At 57.0% G+C, this 13,992-nt stretch carries 13 protein-coding genes and 1 pseudogene; 4 read left to right on the top strand and 10 right to left on the bottom strand.

Annotated elements, in window-relative coordinates:
- Positions 1–291: 291 nt before the first annotated feature.
- Positions 292–906 (bottom strand): hypothetical protein, encoded by a 615-nt coding sequence (locus tag PLZ73_05035; protein HOO77235.1) that lies wholly within the window; start codon positions 904–906, stop codon positions 292–294.
- A 396-nt stretch (positions 907–1,302) separates the two neighbouring features.
- The gene (locus PLZ73_05030; protein ID HOO77234.1) at positions 1,303–2,493 is read right to left on the bottom strand and encodes a VCBS repeat-containing protein; all 1,191 of its coding nucleotides are present in this window, start codon (positions 2,491–2,493) and stop codon (positions 1,303–1,305) included.
- 152 nt (positions 2,494–2,645) lie between these two features.
- On the opposite strand from PLZ73_05030, the gene PLZ73_05025 reads away from it, so the two are divergent.
- The gene (locus tag PLZ73_05025) at positions 2,646–2,906 is read left to right on the top strand and encodes a hypothetical protein (GenBank protein ID HOO77233.1); all 261 of its coding nucleotides are present in this window, start codon (positions 2,646–2,648) and stop codon (positions 2,904–2,906) included.
- A gap of 25 nt (positions 2,907–2,931) precedes the next feature.
- Here PLZ73_05025 and PLZ73_05020 read toward each other — a convergent pair whose 3' ends face one another.
- The 5 genes and pseudogenes from PLZ73_05020 to PLZ73_05000 all read right to left on the bottom strand — a co-directional run bounded on the left by PLZ73_05020 (position 2,932) and on the right by PLZ73_05000 (position 5,940).
- The gene (locus tag PLZ73_05020) at positions 2,932–3,630 is read right to left on the bottom strand and encodes a cytochrome c biogenesis protein CcdA (GenBank protein HOO77232.1); all 699 of its coding nucleotides are present in this window, start codon (positions 3,628–3,630) and stop codon (positions 2,932–2,934) included.
- A gap of 69 nt (positions 3,631–3,699) precedes the next feature.
- A pseudogene (locus PLZ73_05015) lies at positions 3,700–4,074 on the bottom strand (thioredoxin domain-containing protein).
- 16 nt (positions 4,075–4,090) lie between these two features.
- Entirely contained in the window at positions 4,091–4,321 is a 231-nt protein-coding gene (locus tag PLZ73_05010) for a thioredoxin family protein (GenBank protein HOO77231.1), read from the bottom strand.
- A 34-nt stretch (positions 4,322–4,355) separates the two neighbouring features.
- Positions 4,356–5,504, bottom strand: a complete 1,149-nt coding sequence (locus tag PLZ73_05005) for a permease (protein ID HOO77230.1) — start codon at positions 5,502–5,504, stop codon at positions 4,356–4,358.
- A 91-nt stretch (positions 5,505–5,595) separates the two neighbouring features.
- A complete protein-coding gene (locus PLZ73_05000) occupies positions 5,596–5,940 on the bottom strand; it encodes a metalloregulator ArsR/SmtB family transcription factor (protein ID HOO77229.1) in 345 nt (114 codons plus the stop codon).
- Positions 5,941–6,115: 175 nt separating this feature from the next.
- Between PLZ73_05000 and PLZ73_04995 the strand changes: the two genes are divergently transcribed.
- Positions 6,116–6,937: a hypothetical protein gene (locus PLZ73_04995; GenBank protein HOO77228.1), complete on the top strand. Its 822-nt coding sequence runs from the start codon at positions 6,116–6,118 to the stop codon at positions 6,935–6,937.
- A 142-nt stretch (positions 6,938–7,079) separates the two neighbouring features.
- Here the strand turns inward: PLZ73_04995 and PLZ73_04990 are convergent, their stop codons facing one another.
- Entirely contained in the window at positions 7,080–7,796 is a 717-nt protein-coding gene (locus PLZ73_04990) for a hypothetical protein (protein ID HOO77227.1), read from the bottom strand.
- 536 nt (positions 7,797–8,332) lie between these two features.
- Complete coding sequence (locus PLZ73_04985; protein ID HOO77226.1) at positions 8,333–9,481, bottom strand: VCBS repeat-containing protein; 1,149 nt, start codon at positions 9,479–9,481, stop codon at positions 8,333–8,335.
- 298 nt (positions 9,482–9,779) lie between these two features.
- Here PLZ73_04985 and PLZ73_04980 point away from each other — a divergent pair, with 298 nt between their 5' ends.
- Together PLZ73_04980 and PLZ73_04975 are read left to right on the top strand one after the other, a co-directional pair.
- A complete protein-coding gene (locus PLZ73_04980) occupies positions 9,780–10,079 on the top strand; it encodes a hypothetical protein (GenBank protein ID HOO77225.1) in 300 nt (99 codons plus the stop codon).
- A 262-nt stretch (positions 10,080–10,341) separates the two neighbouring features.
- The gene (locus PLZ73_04975) at positions 10,342–11,871 is read left to right on the top strand and encodes a Fic family protein (protein HOO77224.1); all 1,530 of its coding nucleotides are present in this window, start codon (positions 10,342–10,344) and stop codon (positions 11,869–11,871) included.
- A gap of 374 nt (positions 11,872–12,245) precedes the next feature.
- On the opposite strand, the gene PLZ73_04970 is transcribed toward PLZ73_04975, so the two are convergent.
- Complete coding sequence (locus PLZ73_04970) at positions 12,246–13,388, bottom strand: hypothetical protein (GenBank protein HOO77223.1); 1,143 nt, start codon at positions 13,386–13,388, stop codon at positions 12,246–12,248.
- Positions 13,389–13,992 lie beyond the last annotated feature (604 nt).

The following is a 13,992-nucleotide window of genomic DNA, read 5'->3' as shown; positions in this document are numbered from 1 at the left end:
ATCGTTTCTCCTCCCGCAGTGCTACGCTCTGCTTCCGATAAAATCCCGGCCGGGACGGGGTGAATAGGTTGTATTTTCCCGACCGATGAACCACGGCCGCGGCGCGCCTTCGGCGCTGAACAAGGATAGTGTATCGGCGAAGGTATTTGTCAAGAAAAACCCGGGGAATACGTACCGCGGCCGCGCCGGCGGCGCCAGCGTGGAAGAACTCGGGAGTGTTCCAGCCCCTGGCTGTTTCTCTGTACTCGCTGGGGAGCCGGCCCCGTCCCGGCTGGCCCGTTGCGCTCCGAGCTAATTGTCGGACCGGGATGTCTCCAGCCAGGAACTGCCGTCCCAGATCAGGGTGATGGTGTCACCGGACTTGCCGTCCCATTGACCGGCGAGTCGTACATTCCCGGTGTCGGCGATGATGGTGCGATCCGTACTCGACCCGAGGGTGATGATCAGCATCTGGCCGGGGATGGAACCGTCTTCCAAAGACAGTTCTATATCCGAGAGAGCCCAGTTCACGATACTGTAACAGGCGTACCGGGGATTGAGCGTGTACGTGCCCCCCATGACATCCACCGTGGTCATCGCTGATTGCGGACTCCCCGCCCCGGTTATCGGTATATCGTCATACCGGCCGAAATAGATCCGGGTCTTTCCCCGGATTGCCCAGAGGCCGTTGGAGGGGCGGAATACGGCCGCCTCGGCCGCGGCCGACCCGGCATAATTGCCGGGTGCGGCGACGTCTCCGTAGGCACCGAAATAGAATCTGGAGAAACCCCGTACCGCCCAGAGGCCGGATGAGGGGCGAAACACGGCGATATCGTCATAGCCGTCTCCGTTGAAGTCGGCGGCCGGCGAGATCGCCGTCCAGGTCAGGCCGAGCAGGATGGCCGAGCTGATCGCTGCTTTTCTCATTTCCCCGTCTCCTGGGTCCGTGCTGTCTGAAGAGACTCGGGGTCGATCGCCCCGGTGTTTCTATTGAATATATCATCTCCCCGGAAAGACGACAGGCCGAACCTCCTTCAGAGGAAGTTCAGTTTCATGACCAAACCAGCTCCCCGAGCGCAACCCTTCGGTAAACTCGGGGCCGGCAACCAGGACGAATTTTCCTTGAAATGGATTTTCCGACACCTCTCACCGCACAACACCTCGGCCGGCAGCGCATCTCGTTGGTTCCCGCAGAGAAACCATTAAAATTCTATGTCCCCCTCGCTTCTCGTCGCCGCCGGCGAAGATGCATAAATGATAGGGCGGCCTGGAGGGGACGTCCCCTTTTCACATATTTCAGCTCGACCCTCTGATTTGATCGGATCATGAACCGTCGTTGCACGCGGCGGTTTGGGTACAGGAATTCCAGTTCGCTGTGGAATTCATTAAAGCGTAACAGGCACTTACGTATGAACAGTTGTAGAACCCGTACGTTCCGTTCAAAGTGGAGCATGACGAACTGATAAAGGAACAGCTATCGAATCCGGTGCCGGTATTACCGCTGGCCATGCAGGCGCTTATCCGATAAGTCTCTCGGAAGCCAGCGTTACAATCTGTGGCATCGCTGGCGGTTACCAGCGAGCAGTGGTCATATCCTTCTCCGTCGCAGTCTCTGCTCGAGCAGTTTGAAAGTTCCCAGCAATAAGCAAATCCAGCAGGAGTTACCAGTTCGCCTTCCACTATACACCCGGAAAGCGCAGCACAATTATAGTAACCGCCTCCCTCGCAGTTTTCGGCGAGGCAATTGACCAGCTGGTCGATATATCGGAAACCGATATTCGCCGCTTCCTTGACTTCGCAGGCATAGAGGCAAATATTAGTGGGGCCGTCCATCATGCCTGCAATACCGTTATGAGCGCTATCTAGACAAATAATATTGTTCAGCCGACAACCGTCGGCGTTTTCCATCAGAACGATCTGGGCCGATAAATCCCCGCCGTCGAGCACGCGAAGGTTCTCCATCGTCACACGGTCCGCATCCAGAACAATATGGGCCCCCGAAGCAAGGTTTATGACCGTGCCTCCGGAATCATTTCCCGCCCCGGTGATGATCCTGACCTCATCTATGGTAATGTCGGTCGAGGCCGAGTAAGTCCCGCTGGGGATGAAGACGCTGCGGTAGGTGTCGCTTTCCAGGGCCGCCACCAGATCGGCCCCGTCGTTGGGCTTGACCACGTAATCGTAGAGGCGTTGCCCCCCTCCGCCCGCCAGCGGGGTGTCGGTAGAGCCCCCGAAGTAGGTCCGGGTGACGCCCCGGACCGCCCACAACCCGACCGCCGGGCGGAAAATGGCGATGTCGGCGATACCGTCGCCGTCGTAGTCTCCGGGACGGGGCTCATCTCCGGAACCGCCGAAGTAAGCCCTGGTTACGCCCTGCACCGCCCAGAGTCCGGAAGCGGGGCGGAACACGGCCACGTCGTCGCGGGAGTCGCCATCGAAATCCGCCGCCGTAACGGCGTTGAGGACGTTCGATCCGAAGACGGTACCAAGACCGATGATGATCCATCTCCTCATCGTTTCTCCTCCCGCAGTGCTACGCTCTGCTTCCGATAAAATCCCGGCCGGATAGTGCATCCCGGGCGGGACGGGGTGAATAGGTTGTATTTTCCCGACCGATGAACCATGACCGCGGCGCGCCTTCGGCGCTGAACAAGGATAGTGTATCGGTGAAGGTATTTGTCAAGGGAAAACTGGAGGAGCCCCCGGGCTCGCCGGTGCCTTCTCCCGGGCGATATGAAGGGGAGATGGGAAGAAAGCCGCCGGGCGGGGGGGAGATGAAAGGGAAAAGAGCGCTCGGGAGGATCGGTATTCCTGAACGCGTTGTTTCGGTGTGCTTTTCCGGGAAGAGCTTGTCGATTTCGTCGAACGTACCGGCGAACTCGGGAAAATACTCGGCCAGAAATCGCGTCTTCAACCTCCCTGGTTGACTATATTCGCCATATTGATTCACCGTCAGCGCGCACTGTAAATCATATATAAACCGCCTAAGACGATCAGAACACCGCAGGCTTTTTTCACTATGAGCGCCCCCCGGGAACGCTCGTTCCAATTCAAATAGTGCTGCACTCCCTCGGCGAAGGTGCCGGCGGCGACGATCACCGAGCAGTGACCGATACCGTACGCAAGCAGAAGAGAGAGGCCGTAGAGAAGATTCGACGCGGCCAGCTTGAACGTCACGGCCAGCATGGGCGCCATATAGGCGAAGGTGCAGGGCCCGAGGGCGATTCCGAAGGCGAGCCCGATAATAAAAGCGGCCGCAAGTCCCTTCCTCTTCATCTCCACTCTCCCCGGACCCGACCAGGGCATCGGGATGAAATCAAGGAGATGCAGGCCGATCACGAGGAATATCACCGCGACAAGATAATTACCGTGCCTTCCAACGTCTCCGATCATCCTCCCTGCCCCCGCGGTGACCGCGCCGACGATACCGATGCTCGAAAGGATTCCGACCGCGAAAAGCAGAGAGAGGACAAACGCCCGCCGCAGGGATATGCGGCCCTGCTCGTCGATAAACCCGACGATGAGGGGTATGCCCGCCAGATGGCAGGGACTGAGGATGATACTGAACACCCCCCAAACCAACGAAGCCCCCAGGGCAAGGAGGGGCGTTCCCTCGACGGCACGGGATAAGGCGGCCAATGCCCCGCTCATCGTTTTCAAGTCCTCTCCGGACTTTTCGAGCTCGGACCCGAAGCGGCGGAAGGTTCCCAGGATCTCCTCTTTGCCCATGAAACCCTCGTGACGGGTGAGCTCTTTCCCGCTCGAATCGTAGAAAATCTGCGTGGGGATGAGACGGATGCCGTACTTTTCTCCCGCGCCCCTATTTTTCCAGACGTCGATGAACTCGACTTCAAGAACTCCGCGATATTCCTTCCCGATCTCTTCGAGTATCGGGGCCATCTTTTTGCAGGGGATACACTTGTCGGCCCCGAGGTCGATCAACCTGGGAAGCGGGCCTGTCCTTTCCGTTCCCCGGGAAACGACCGATTCCGTCGCGGCTACCGAACTCCCGACCCGTGAAGATCGGTTTTTCTCCTTCAGCAGGATAAGACCGCCCGCGATAACAAGCACCGCTATGGGAACGCCGAACTTCATCGATCCGCCCATATTCTCACCCGAGCAGGGCTTTGATCTGCTCTACGCTCGGCACCTTTCCGGCCATCTTCACCTCGCCGTCGATCACTACCGCCGGCGTGAGCATCACCCCGTGGGCGGCGATGGCTTTGAGGTCCTTCACCTCGACAACCTCGGCTTCCCGTCCCGACTCGGAGAGAGCCGCCTCGATGTTCTCCTTGGTCTTGTGACACTTCGGACAACCCGTTCCCAGAACTTCAATCTTCATGTGCAGCCTCCTTCTGTTTGTCTTGAAAAGATAATTACCCCCAAAATGTACCGAAGAAATATCCCGTCCCCATCGCCATGGCGACGACGAGGGCGACGAATACCAGCGTCTTCTTCGTCCCCATGACGCTCCGGATCACCAGCATGTTGGGAAGGCTCAACGCGGGGCCGGCCAGGAGCAGGGCCAGTGCCGGGCCTTTTCCCATCCCGGCCCCGATCAGCCCCTGGAGGATGGGAACCTCGGTCAGCGTGGCGAAGTACATCAAAGCCCCGGCCAGGGAAGCGAAAAAGTTGGCGAAGAGGGAGTTTCCTCCGACCAGGCCGGCTACCCATTCCGAGGGGATAAGCCCTTCGTGGCCGGCCCGGCCGAGAAGTGCGCCGGCTACCAGTACCCCGATGAAAAGCAGCGGGAGTATCTGCTTGGCAAAGGTCCAGGCGGAGGCCGTCCACTTCTTGATCTCCTCCCGCTTGAACCAGGCGATCAGCATCCAGATCAGGGAAGCGAGGAAGATCCCGGTCAGAACCCACTTGATCCGGAAGATGAAGTCCCAGATCCCGCCTTCGCCTCTCGCCGCCCCGCTCCAGTTGGCGAAGACCAGGACCCCCACCATCGAGGCGAAGTAGAGCCCGTTCTTCCAGAGCGGCCGCCCGTCTGCTTCCTCTCCCTCGGCAAAGCCGGCTCCGTTTGCCGCCTTCTTCCTCTCCTCTTTAATAAATATGAAGTGCATCGCCAGCCCGATAACCACGCTGAAGACTACTGCCCCCACCGCCCGGGCGATGCCCAGTTCCATCCCCAGTACCCGGGCGGTGAGTATGATCGCCAGGACGTTGATGGCCGGGCCGGAGTAGAGAAAGGCCGTGGCCGGGCCGATCCCCGCGCCCCGCCGGTAGATCCCGGAGAAAAGGGGCAGAACCGTGCAGGAACAGACGGCCAGGATCGTCCCCGAGATCGAGGCCACGCCGTAGGCGAGAACCTTGTTCGCCTTCGCCCCGAAATACTTGATCACCGCCTGCTGGTCGACGAAGACCGAAATTCCCCCGGCGATGAAGAAGGCGGGCACCAGGCAGAGAAGGACGTGCTGGCGGGCGTACTCCTGGAGCATCAGCAGCGCTTCCTTGATCGGACCATCGAAAGACAGGCCGGAAAAGGGCAGGAAGTAGGCCAGCAGAAAGATTGCCAGCATTATCACGAATGTCGCGACCTGTTTCACGGTACGTCTCCTTGAATCCTTATATCTTCATATGTCTATATATGGGGCTAAAAAATTTTAGCCCTCATGCTCCGGCACGAATCTCATCCCGGCTGACCGCCCGGGCTTCCTTTTTATCCTCGATTATCCGCGCATCCTCTTTCCCCCACCGCCGCAGCCCCGTCATTATCGTCGCGATGACGTCGTCCGTGCTCGTCGCCAGCGAATAAATGACCCACAAGCCGTCTTTTTCGTCGTTGACGAACCCCGCATCTCTCAGAATGCCCAGGTGTCGCGAGACGCTCGATTGAGCGATGCCCAGGATGCTGGTCACCTCGCAGACGCACATCGGTTTCACCTCCAGCATCTTCAGAATCCGGATGCGGTTGCGGTCGGAGAGGGCCTTGAATGTTTTCTCCAGTTTTCTCATAGCGGATTGATATATATCGAAATTTATCTATATACTAGCATGCGTGCCTATTCCGTCAAGGCCTGATCCCGGGTATCGCTACATCCCGGAAGAGCAAACCCCGCAGGTATGGCTCGGTTTTCAGGAGGCAGGTCGGGGATAGAGCGGTTAAACTCCTACTGGGAAGATGGCGTACATGAAAAAGTTAATCGTGTCGGCGATTTCAACGTGGCTCTTCCTGAGGGTGGGGGGCGCCGGGGCGGACATGACGTGCGATCCCGGCACCATGCCCAGGCCGGGGCAGTTCCAGGTCGGCTTGCAGGGCGCGTGGACCTGCTCGCAATACTTTGAAGACGTCGAGGCGAGGATCACCCGGGGAGAGGAGAGCTACCTCGTGGCGGCCAAGGACATCAAGGTCACGGACGACCGGTCCTTCATGGTCGGCCTCGCCTATGGCGTGAGCGATCGATTCGGCGTTTACGCCGAGTTGGGCCTCAAAGACGGCGGCACATTCCACTTCAGCGACTGGGAGGCGGACGGCGGCACCTGGTGGTCCAACGAATTTGATCTTAAGAGCGTTTTTGCGTGGGGATTGGGGGCCAAGCTCCGCGTGTTCGAGTCCCGGGAGGGCCTGGGCCTAGTGCTGGCCGCTCGGTACCAGCGCTACGACGACCGTGAGACCGGCGACATGGAATATCCGGGGCCCGGCGTCTCGCGTAACGACTTCAAAGCCGATTACTGGCAGGCGGACGTGGCGGCCGTCGTTTACCAGAAGCTGGGACCGGTGATTCCCTATGCGGGACTGGGCTATGAGTATGCCGAACTGACCATCGCCGGCCGTGCCAACTTGGGCACCCCCTATGCCGACCATATCGACTTTGGCGCCATGAACAGCGATGACGGCCTCAACGCCGTCGTGGGCTTGGGCTGGCGGCCGGCCGGCGGTTGCGGCGTGACCCTCCAGGGCGATTTCATCACCCGCACCGCGGTTGCCCTGGGGGTCAATTATGCCTTTTAGGCGCCCCGGACCTGCTCCAGCACTAAATGCGGGGTAGTATCCGGGTAGGTCTGGATGGGGGAGCCGTCCTTCCCTCCCGGATCACGGGACACAGGTTGCGGGCGCGGGCAACCGGTCTATTAGTGTATGCCCGGAGTTATCGCTACAACGCAGCTACGGCAATAAGAAAACAGCCGAACTCACCATCGGCCAGTTGTTTGAACGTATGGTTGCGAAGCGCGAGCCCCTTGATCGCCGTCAACTCCTCGCGGAAATTCGTCAAAGCCGGCATGCTTGAAGCCGTTCCCTGGACCGTGATTACCACGACCGGCCCCGTGATGCTCCGAAGAGAAAAATGGCCGTTCTGCCTGTACTCGATGTTCAACTTGCTGAGCGTGACGCCGTTCTCCCGGGCGATCGTTTCGATTTCGACGGCCCTGTCGGATCCGGATGCCTTCATCTCCGCCGAATTGGGTGCTTCCCCCGCAAATTCGGCCATAAGAAAACAGCCGAACTCGCCCTCGGCCAGTTGTTTGAACGTATGGTTGCGAAGCGCGATCCCCTTGATCGCCGTCAACTCCTCGCGGAAATTCGTCAAAGCCGGCATGCTTGAAGCCGTTCCCCGGACCGTGATTACCACGACCGGCCCCGTGCTGCTCCGATCATATTCGATGTTCAACTCGCTGAGCGTGACGCCGTTCTCCCGGGCGATCGTTTCGATTTCGACGGCCCTGTCGGCTCCGGTTGTCTTCCTCTCCGTGATATCGGGTACTTCCCTCGTTTCCGTGGTCACCGGTTTCCCGGCCGTCTCCGAGCGGGATACCGTCGGCCCGGCCAGGCATAGCAATGCCGCCGTCAACCCGACTTTAACAATTTTCATCTTCCGCCTCCTTATGGGGCTGCGCCCAAAGCTTGACCGGTCTCTGCTCTGTACTACGCTTCTAGGGAGCGGCGAGTTCAAGCCGTCCTCTTTGCCGTCAACGCCGCCCTGTCTTGGGTAAGCGTCGTATCTCTTTGGCATCCATGGAGAAACCAATCAAATCCTCCATCGACCCCATTCTGGTCTCGTGGGAATACAGGGAGGATTTAGGCACCGGGAAATACCGAAATCAGACCGAGTCGGCGAATGTTCTCAATGCCGTCCCCGCTCGAATCAGCAGCACCTCCGGCGGTGGAAGCTCCCTCCTGAGATCCGGAAATCCGTGGTCCAGATGGGAGCGCTTTACACTCCCCACCGGATCACGGAGAGAAGCTTGCGGAAATTGCTCTCCTCATCTCAGATAAAATAGAAAGGGCGGCCCCCCGAAATCGGAGGGCCGCCCTTCCTTGGTTTTCGTTGACTGAGATTAACTGGAAACCGGCAGATCCACAGTCTTCCTGAAATGGGACTTACCGAGACCCGCCGACTCCGTCACATCAGTTGTTGGAGGCAGCGATGTAGTTGCAGTTGTACCAGTTATCGGTCCCGTTGTCGAACGCGTAGCAGGCGCTGAGGTAGTTGCAGCTTCCGAAGCCATAGGTATCGTTGCTCATGGCCTTGCAGGCGCTGAGTCGGCTGCAGTTGTAGAACCCGTAGTTGGAGTTGTTTTCCCCTTCGCAGGCGCTGAGCATATCGCAAGTGGTGAATCCGTGATTGGTACAGCCGGTAGCCAGGCAGGAGGACAGCCTCTCGCAGGAGTAGAATCCGTTGATTGAAGATTCCCCTCCGTCCGCGATGCACCCCGAGAGGTTGTCGCAGTTATAGAACGCCGTTGCATCACAGTTTTTTGTCCGGCAGTTGGTCATGGCGCAGTGGTCGACGAACCCATAAAAGCCGTAGGAGTCGGACGTAAACGCCATGCAGCTGATGAGGGTGACATAGTCGGCGCCCGCCGCCGCGTTGAAAGCGTAGTGGTCGCTGCCGACGGCGTGGACGTTGATCAGGCGGGAATAATCGGCGTTAGTAGTGACGTAGATCTGGCCGTATGTTCCGCCACCGTTTTGGACCATCAGGTTTTCCACGGTTACCCCGCCGGAGGTAGTCAGGATGAGGTTGCAATTTGTTCCCAGGTTGATTGTCGTCCCGGTTGAATTTCCGATCAGCGGCGTGCCCGCGCCCGAGATCATCTGGACGTTATCCACGGTAATATCGGAGCCGACGGAGTAATACCCGGCGGGGATGTAGACGCTGTTGTAAGTCTCGCTCTCCAGGGCCGCCTTGAGGTCGTCCCCGTCGTTGGGCTTGACCACGTAGTCGTAGGTCCGCTGGCCGCCGCCACCTTGAATCGCAGTATCGGATGAGGACCCGAAGTAGGTTCGAGTCACCCCCCGTACCGCCCAGAGGCCGGTGGTCCCCCGGTAAATGGCGATGTCGGCGATCCCGTCGCCGTTGAAGTCTCCGGGCCGGGCTTCGTCCCCTGTCCCGCCGAAGTAGGCACGGGTTACACCCCTGACGGCCCACAAACCCGTCGAAGGCCGGAAGACCGCCACGTCGTCACGTGAGTCCCCGTCGAAATCAGCCGCCCGGGAAACCAGACTACCGCTTAAACCGGCAAGCGTGACCAAGCTCATCGCCAATATCTTCATCTCAAGACCTCCCTCGGTAATATCTGTATCCCAACGAACTATGTGGTCGGAACTGATTGTATTCCTTCCTTCGCAAGGCAGTCAATACCCTGGCCCCACCAGGGTTATCCTACGTGGCTTAAAAGGGTGCCCCGAGCGGCAAAATCTTAGGTTCCCAGGCTTATCTAAACTGGGTTTAGGCAAAAAAGGGAGGCGGAAAACCGCCTCCCCAGAAAAGGTGAGCTCCCCAGTCCGATGGCGGAACTAACTCTCATCTGGGATTGTTTTTGACTACATCTTCGAGGCGGCCCGCCGGCGGATGGGGAGGATAAAGCCGATTCGGACCTACCGGAACCCGATCTTCCTGGCCCGGGAGTGGGCGGAGGTGATGAAAAAGGGCAATTTCCGGTCCCAGGGCGCCTTTGCCAAGGCAATCAGGGTTTCGCCAGCCAGGGTTTCCCGGATACTGGGTCTTCTCCGGCTCTGTCCGGAGGTTCGGGAGGGCCTGTCCTCCCTCGGTGATCCGTTCTATTCTCGGAAAGTCACCGAGCGGCAACGGAGGTCGATAGTTACTCTCTTGGAGGACAGGCAAGTGATCAAGCTCAGGAAAATTCTCTAACTCCGGCTATGAAAATTTGTCCCGGTTCCGGAGCTATACAACTTTCGGACTGCCTTTAAGGTTCCCAACCCGGGAAAGGACAGAAGAGGATAGCAATTTGTAATAATATTTCTCGCCATAAGGAAATATATAATTATATTGCCACTTATGTAACTATTTCCCCCCCCACCAACGCCGTGTCCGCAAATGTAATTATTTTTCTTGACTTCAGCTCCTTTGTAACGATAATTCTGGTATCATAATCGTTTTTCCGGAGGAAGCAATGGCTGAACCCAAACAGAATAATTCGAAAGTCATGCCTGCGGGTTATGCGGCACTGATCGAGCGCTACGGCCTTGATGTGATTCCTAACTGGCATAAATCACAGGTGACCACCAGTGGAATTCATCGAATAGACCTCGATGGAAATGTTATCAAGGAGGTTTACCCGTCCAAGTACTGGCCGGGGGATACGCCGGGAGACCATCTTGAATTCGCGCTGAAGTATGACGGGACGAACCTCGCGATCCTGGCAGTATTGTTTCATAAGGCAAGCCCGGAAGATCTCCTCGAATATATACGTTCCAAACCAACGGGCAAATATGCCCGGCGGCTATGGTTCCTGTACGAATTCCTGACGGGTAAAACACTACCGCTCGACGACCTTACGACAGGTAACTACGTCAATCTGCTTGAAGCAGATAAATACTATACAGCTACTACGGTCCGTCAGATTCGACGTCAGAGGATTAACGACAACTTACCAGGTAATAGACGCTTCTGCCCGATGATTCGGCGCACCGCTGCCCTTGGCATTTTTGAAGAGGCCGACTTGCCGCGGCGTTGCCGGCAGGTGATAAGCGGCTATTCTCCGGAATTGGTAAAAAGGGCGCTTGTATATCTTTATACCAAGGAGACGAAATCATCCTTCGAAATCGAACATATCCAACCTACCTCCACCCGGACCGAGCGCTTCGTAGGGATACTGGAGATGGCTCGGCAGAATGACTTCTGCCAAAAGGACCGCTTGATTGAAGTTCAAAACCGCATAGTCGATGCCCGGTTCCGCGATACCGATTACCGCTCCAGCCAGAATTATGTTGGGGAAACGGTAGCCTGGCAGCAGGAAAAAATCCACTTTGTTGCTCCAAAACCCGAAGACGTCACCGGTCTGATGGCGGGTCTGATCGATGCCCACCAACGGATGCAGGATCAGGGGATACCAGCGGTTATTCACGCCGCTGCCGTCGCTTATGGATTTGTTTTTCTCCACCCGTTCGAGGATGGCAATGGCCGTATCCACCGGTTTTTGATTCACAACATACTTGCCCGAAGAGGCTTCACTCCAGAAGGAGTAATGTTTCCCGTTTCTGCGTCCATGTCGAAAAACCCCGCCGACTACGATGCCTCTCTGGAAGCGTTCTCCCGGCAGCTGATGCCTTTGGTCAAATATTCTTTAGATGAAGAAGGGCGGATGACCGTTCACAACGATACGGTCATCTGGTACCGATATATCGACATGACGGACCAGGCTGAGGCGCTTTTCCGCTTCATAGATCAGACCATAGAAACCGAACTTGCCGGTGAATTGGAATTTCTGGCTAATTACGATCAGACCAAGAAAGCCATCCAGGAGATCGTGGATATGCCCGACCGGCAAATCGATCTATTTATTCGCTTCTGTCTACACAACAAGGGAAGACTCTCCGCCCGGAAACGGACGAGTCACTTCAATTTTCTTACGGAGGCAGAAATCGCTTTGCTTGAACAGGCAGTCCAATCCGCCTACGGAAGCACTATTGCCGGTGATTGACGAGATCGGAGGCAGGTATGCGACTTCTGTCGATCAGCGCTACCCGCGACCATAGTTAGGCAGAGAGAAGGCCCATGGCATTTGCCATGGGCCTTTTTAGCTCCCCTTCGTGTACTCATTGAGAACTTGGCTTACCCTCCCTCCCTGGGAGAGGGAACCAGCCTTTTAGCCTCTCTATCATCCGAATCCCGCTGAGCGGCAGATGCTCACGGAATAGAGCCTGCAGATCCCCAACTCCGCCACTTGCTCCTATTGTTACCGGGAAATGCTGTAGATGCTGTGGTGCTGAGAGACCTCAAGGTACCAGAGCGGGGGTTGAGGAGGATGCTGGCCGGTAGGACGGTATCAGGCAGCCCGCCGCGCCGAGTTCGTAGCTAGTTACAAGAATCACTATCCTTATAAGAGCAGCTCTCCCAGGCAGAAACGGTGCAGTTGGTAGCAGTAGAGGAAGATATGTATTGGCATGAGTGGAATCCGTAATCGGAAATACCTGAGCCATAGGCCCGGCAAGCACTGATCATGTAGCAACTGGAAAAAGCCATCGAATCAACTTCTACTGCGATGCAGGACGAGAGATTTTCGCATCCCGAAAAACCGTAGTCTGTCTCGCCTTCAGAACCCAGCACCGTACAACTGGAGAGTTCCAAGCACATGGTAAATCCTGCCGGTGAGCAACTGACCGCTTCACAGCCTGAGAGCTTAAAGCAGCCGGCAAAGCCGGAACTAAGGCAATGGTAGGCTTGGCAATCGCTGAAAGTACAACTGCCTGATCCCTCTCCGTAATACCCTGTTCCATAAACTGATGCGTAGCAGCTTGCTACTGCGAGATAGTCGGTTCCGGTGGTGAAACGGAGACCATACATAGTTGCTGGCCCGCTTATGTAACAGTTCGTGATCGTGACGTGATCTGTCCCTGGAATATGAATGCAACCGTGTTGTGCATCGCCGCCGTCATAGAGGTATAGATTTTCTACCTGGCAACGATCGGCTTCGATTGATAGGTAGGCATCATCCGTAAAGTCAATCTTGGTATGTTTTTCACTTTCCCCCACGACTCTGCATACGTTTGTTATATTGATGGGAGTCCCGACAGAATAGGTGCCATCAGGGATAAAAACACTGCGGTAAGTATCGCTCTCCAGGGCCGCCACCAAATCGACCCCGTCGCCGGGTTTGACCACATAATCATAGGTTCGTTGTCCCCCTCCAGCCGCCAACGGAGTGTCGGTAGAGCCCCCGAAATAGGTTCGGGTGAACCCCCGAACCGCCCATAATCCGACCGCCGGGCGGAAAATGGCGATGTCGGCGATACCGTCGCCGTCGTAGTCTCCGGGACGGGGCTCATCTCCGGAACCGCCGAAGTAAGCCCTGGTTACGCCCTGCACCGCCCAGAGTCCGGAAGCGGGGCGGAACACGGCCACGTCGTCGCGGGAGTCGCCATCGAAATCCGCCGCCCGGGAAACCAGACTACAGCTTAAACCGGATAGCGTGACCAAACTCATCGCCAATATCTTCATCTCAAGACCTCCCTCGGTAATATCTGTACCCCAACGAATTATGTGGTCGGAACTGATTGTATTTCTTCCTTCGGCAGGCAGTCAATACCCTGGCTCCACCAGGGTTGCCCTGAGTGGTTTAAAAGGGCGCCCCGAGCGGCAAAATCTTAGGTTCCCAGGCTTATCTAAACTGGGTTTAGGCAAAAAAGGGGAGGCGGGAAACCGCCTCCCCAGAAAAGGTAGGACTTTCTTTGCTACGCTCGGGGTGAACTCACGTCCGTTCGCTTCCCGAGACAGAAAAAGCTCACAAAAAAAGGGGGGGCGTTACGCCCCCCCTTTTTTTGTGAGCTCCCCGGACAAGTCAATAGGCAGAACTTTTCGGGTCGTCTTTGAGTTTCCTCCCGATCTGAGAGGGGAAAAGGCGGCCAAATGTAAACCATCCCGGACCTACCGGAACCCTCTTTTCATAGCCCGGGAGTGGGAAGTGATGCTCCGGAGCGGGGAATATGCCTCTCAAACCGACCTGGCCCGCAAAGTCGGGGTCTCCCGGGCTCGGGTAAACCAGTATCTCCGGCTGCTGAACCTGCCCCCGGAGATCCAGGCAGAAGTAATTAAGATGGGCGAT

This window comes from bacterium (assembly GCA_035380285.1).
In the GTDB taxonomy this organism is placed as follows: Bacteria; Auribacterota; Erginobacteria; order Erginobacterales; family DAOSXE01; genus DAOSXE01.
This window is presented reverse-complemented; position numbering and strand designations above follow the sequence as displayed.

Bases quoted from the DNA above. Each gene is read 5' to 3' on its own strand.
- PLZ73_04970 (HOO77223.1), bottom strand. From the start codon at position 13,388: ATGAAGATATTGGCGATGAGTTTGGTCACGCTATCCGGTTTAAGCTGT.
- PLZ73_05005 (HOO77230.1), bottom strand. From the start codon at position 5,504: ATGCTGGCAATCTTTCTGCTGGCCTACTTCCTGCCCTTTTCCGGCCTG.
- PLZ73_04995 (HOO77228.1), top strand. From the start codon at position 6,116: ATGAAAAAGTTAATCGTGTCGGCGATTTCAACGTGGCTCTTCCTGAGG.
- PLZ73_05010 (HOO77231.1), bottom strand. From the start codon at position 4,321: ATGAAGATTGAAGTTCTGGGAACGGGTTGTCCGAAGTGTCACAAGACC.
- PLZ73_04990 (HOO77227.1), bottom strand. From the start codon at position 7,796: ATGAAAATTGTTAAAGTCGGGTTGACGGCGGCATTGCTATGCCTGGCC.
- PLZ73_04985 (HOO77226.1), bottom strand. From the start codon at position 9,481: ATGAAGATATTGGCGATGAGCTTGGTCACGCTTGCCGGTTTAAGCGGT.
- PLZ73_05035 (HOO77235.1), bottom strand. From the start codon at position 906: ATGAGAAAAGCAGCGATCAGCTCGGCCATCCTGCTCGGCCTGACCTGG.
- PLZ73_05030 (HOO77234.1), bottom strand. From the start codon at position 2,493: ATGAGGAGATGGATCATCATCGGTCTTGGTACCGTCTTCGGATCGAAC.
- PLZ73_05020 (HOO77232.1), bottom strand. From the start codon at position 3,630: ATGAGCGGGGCATTGGCCGCCTTATCCCGTGCCGTCGAGGGAACGCCC.
- PLZ73_04975 (HOO77224.1), top strand. From the start codon at position 10,342: ATGGCTGAACCCAAACAGAATAATTCGAAAGTCATGCCTGCGGGTTAT.
- PLZ73_04980 (HOO77225.1), top strand. From the start codon at position 9,780: ATGGGGAGGATAAAGCCGATTCGGACCTACCGGAACCCGATCTTCCTG.
- PLZ73_05000 (HOO77229.1), bottom strand. From the start codon at position 5,940: ATGAGAAAACTGGAGAAAACATTCAAGGCCCTCTCCGACCGCAACCGC.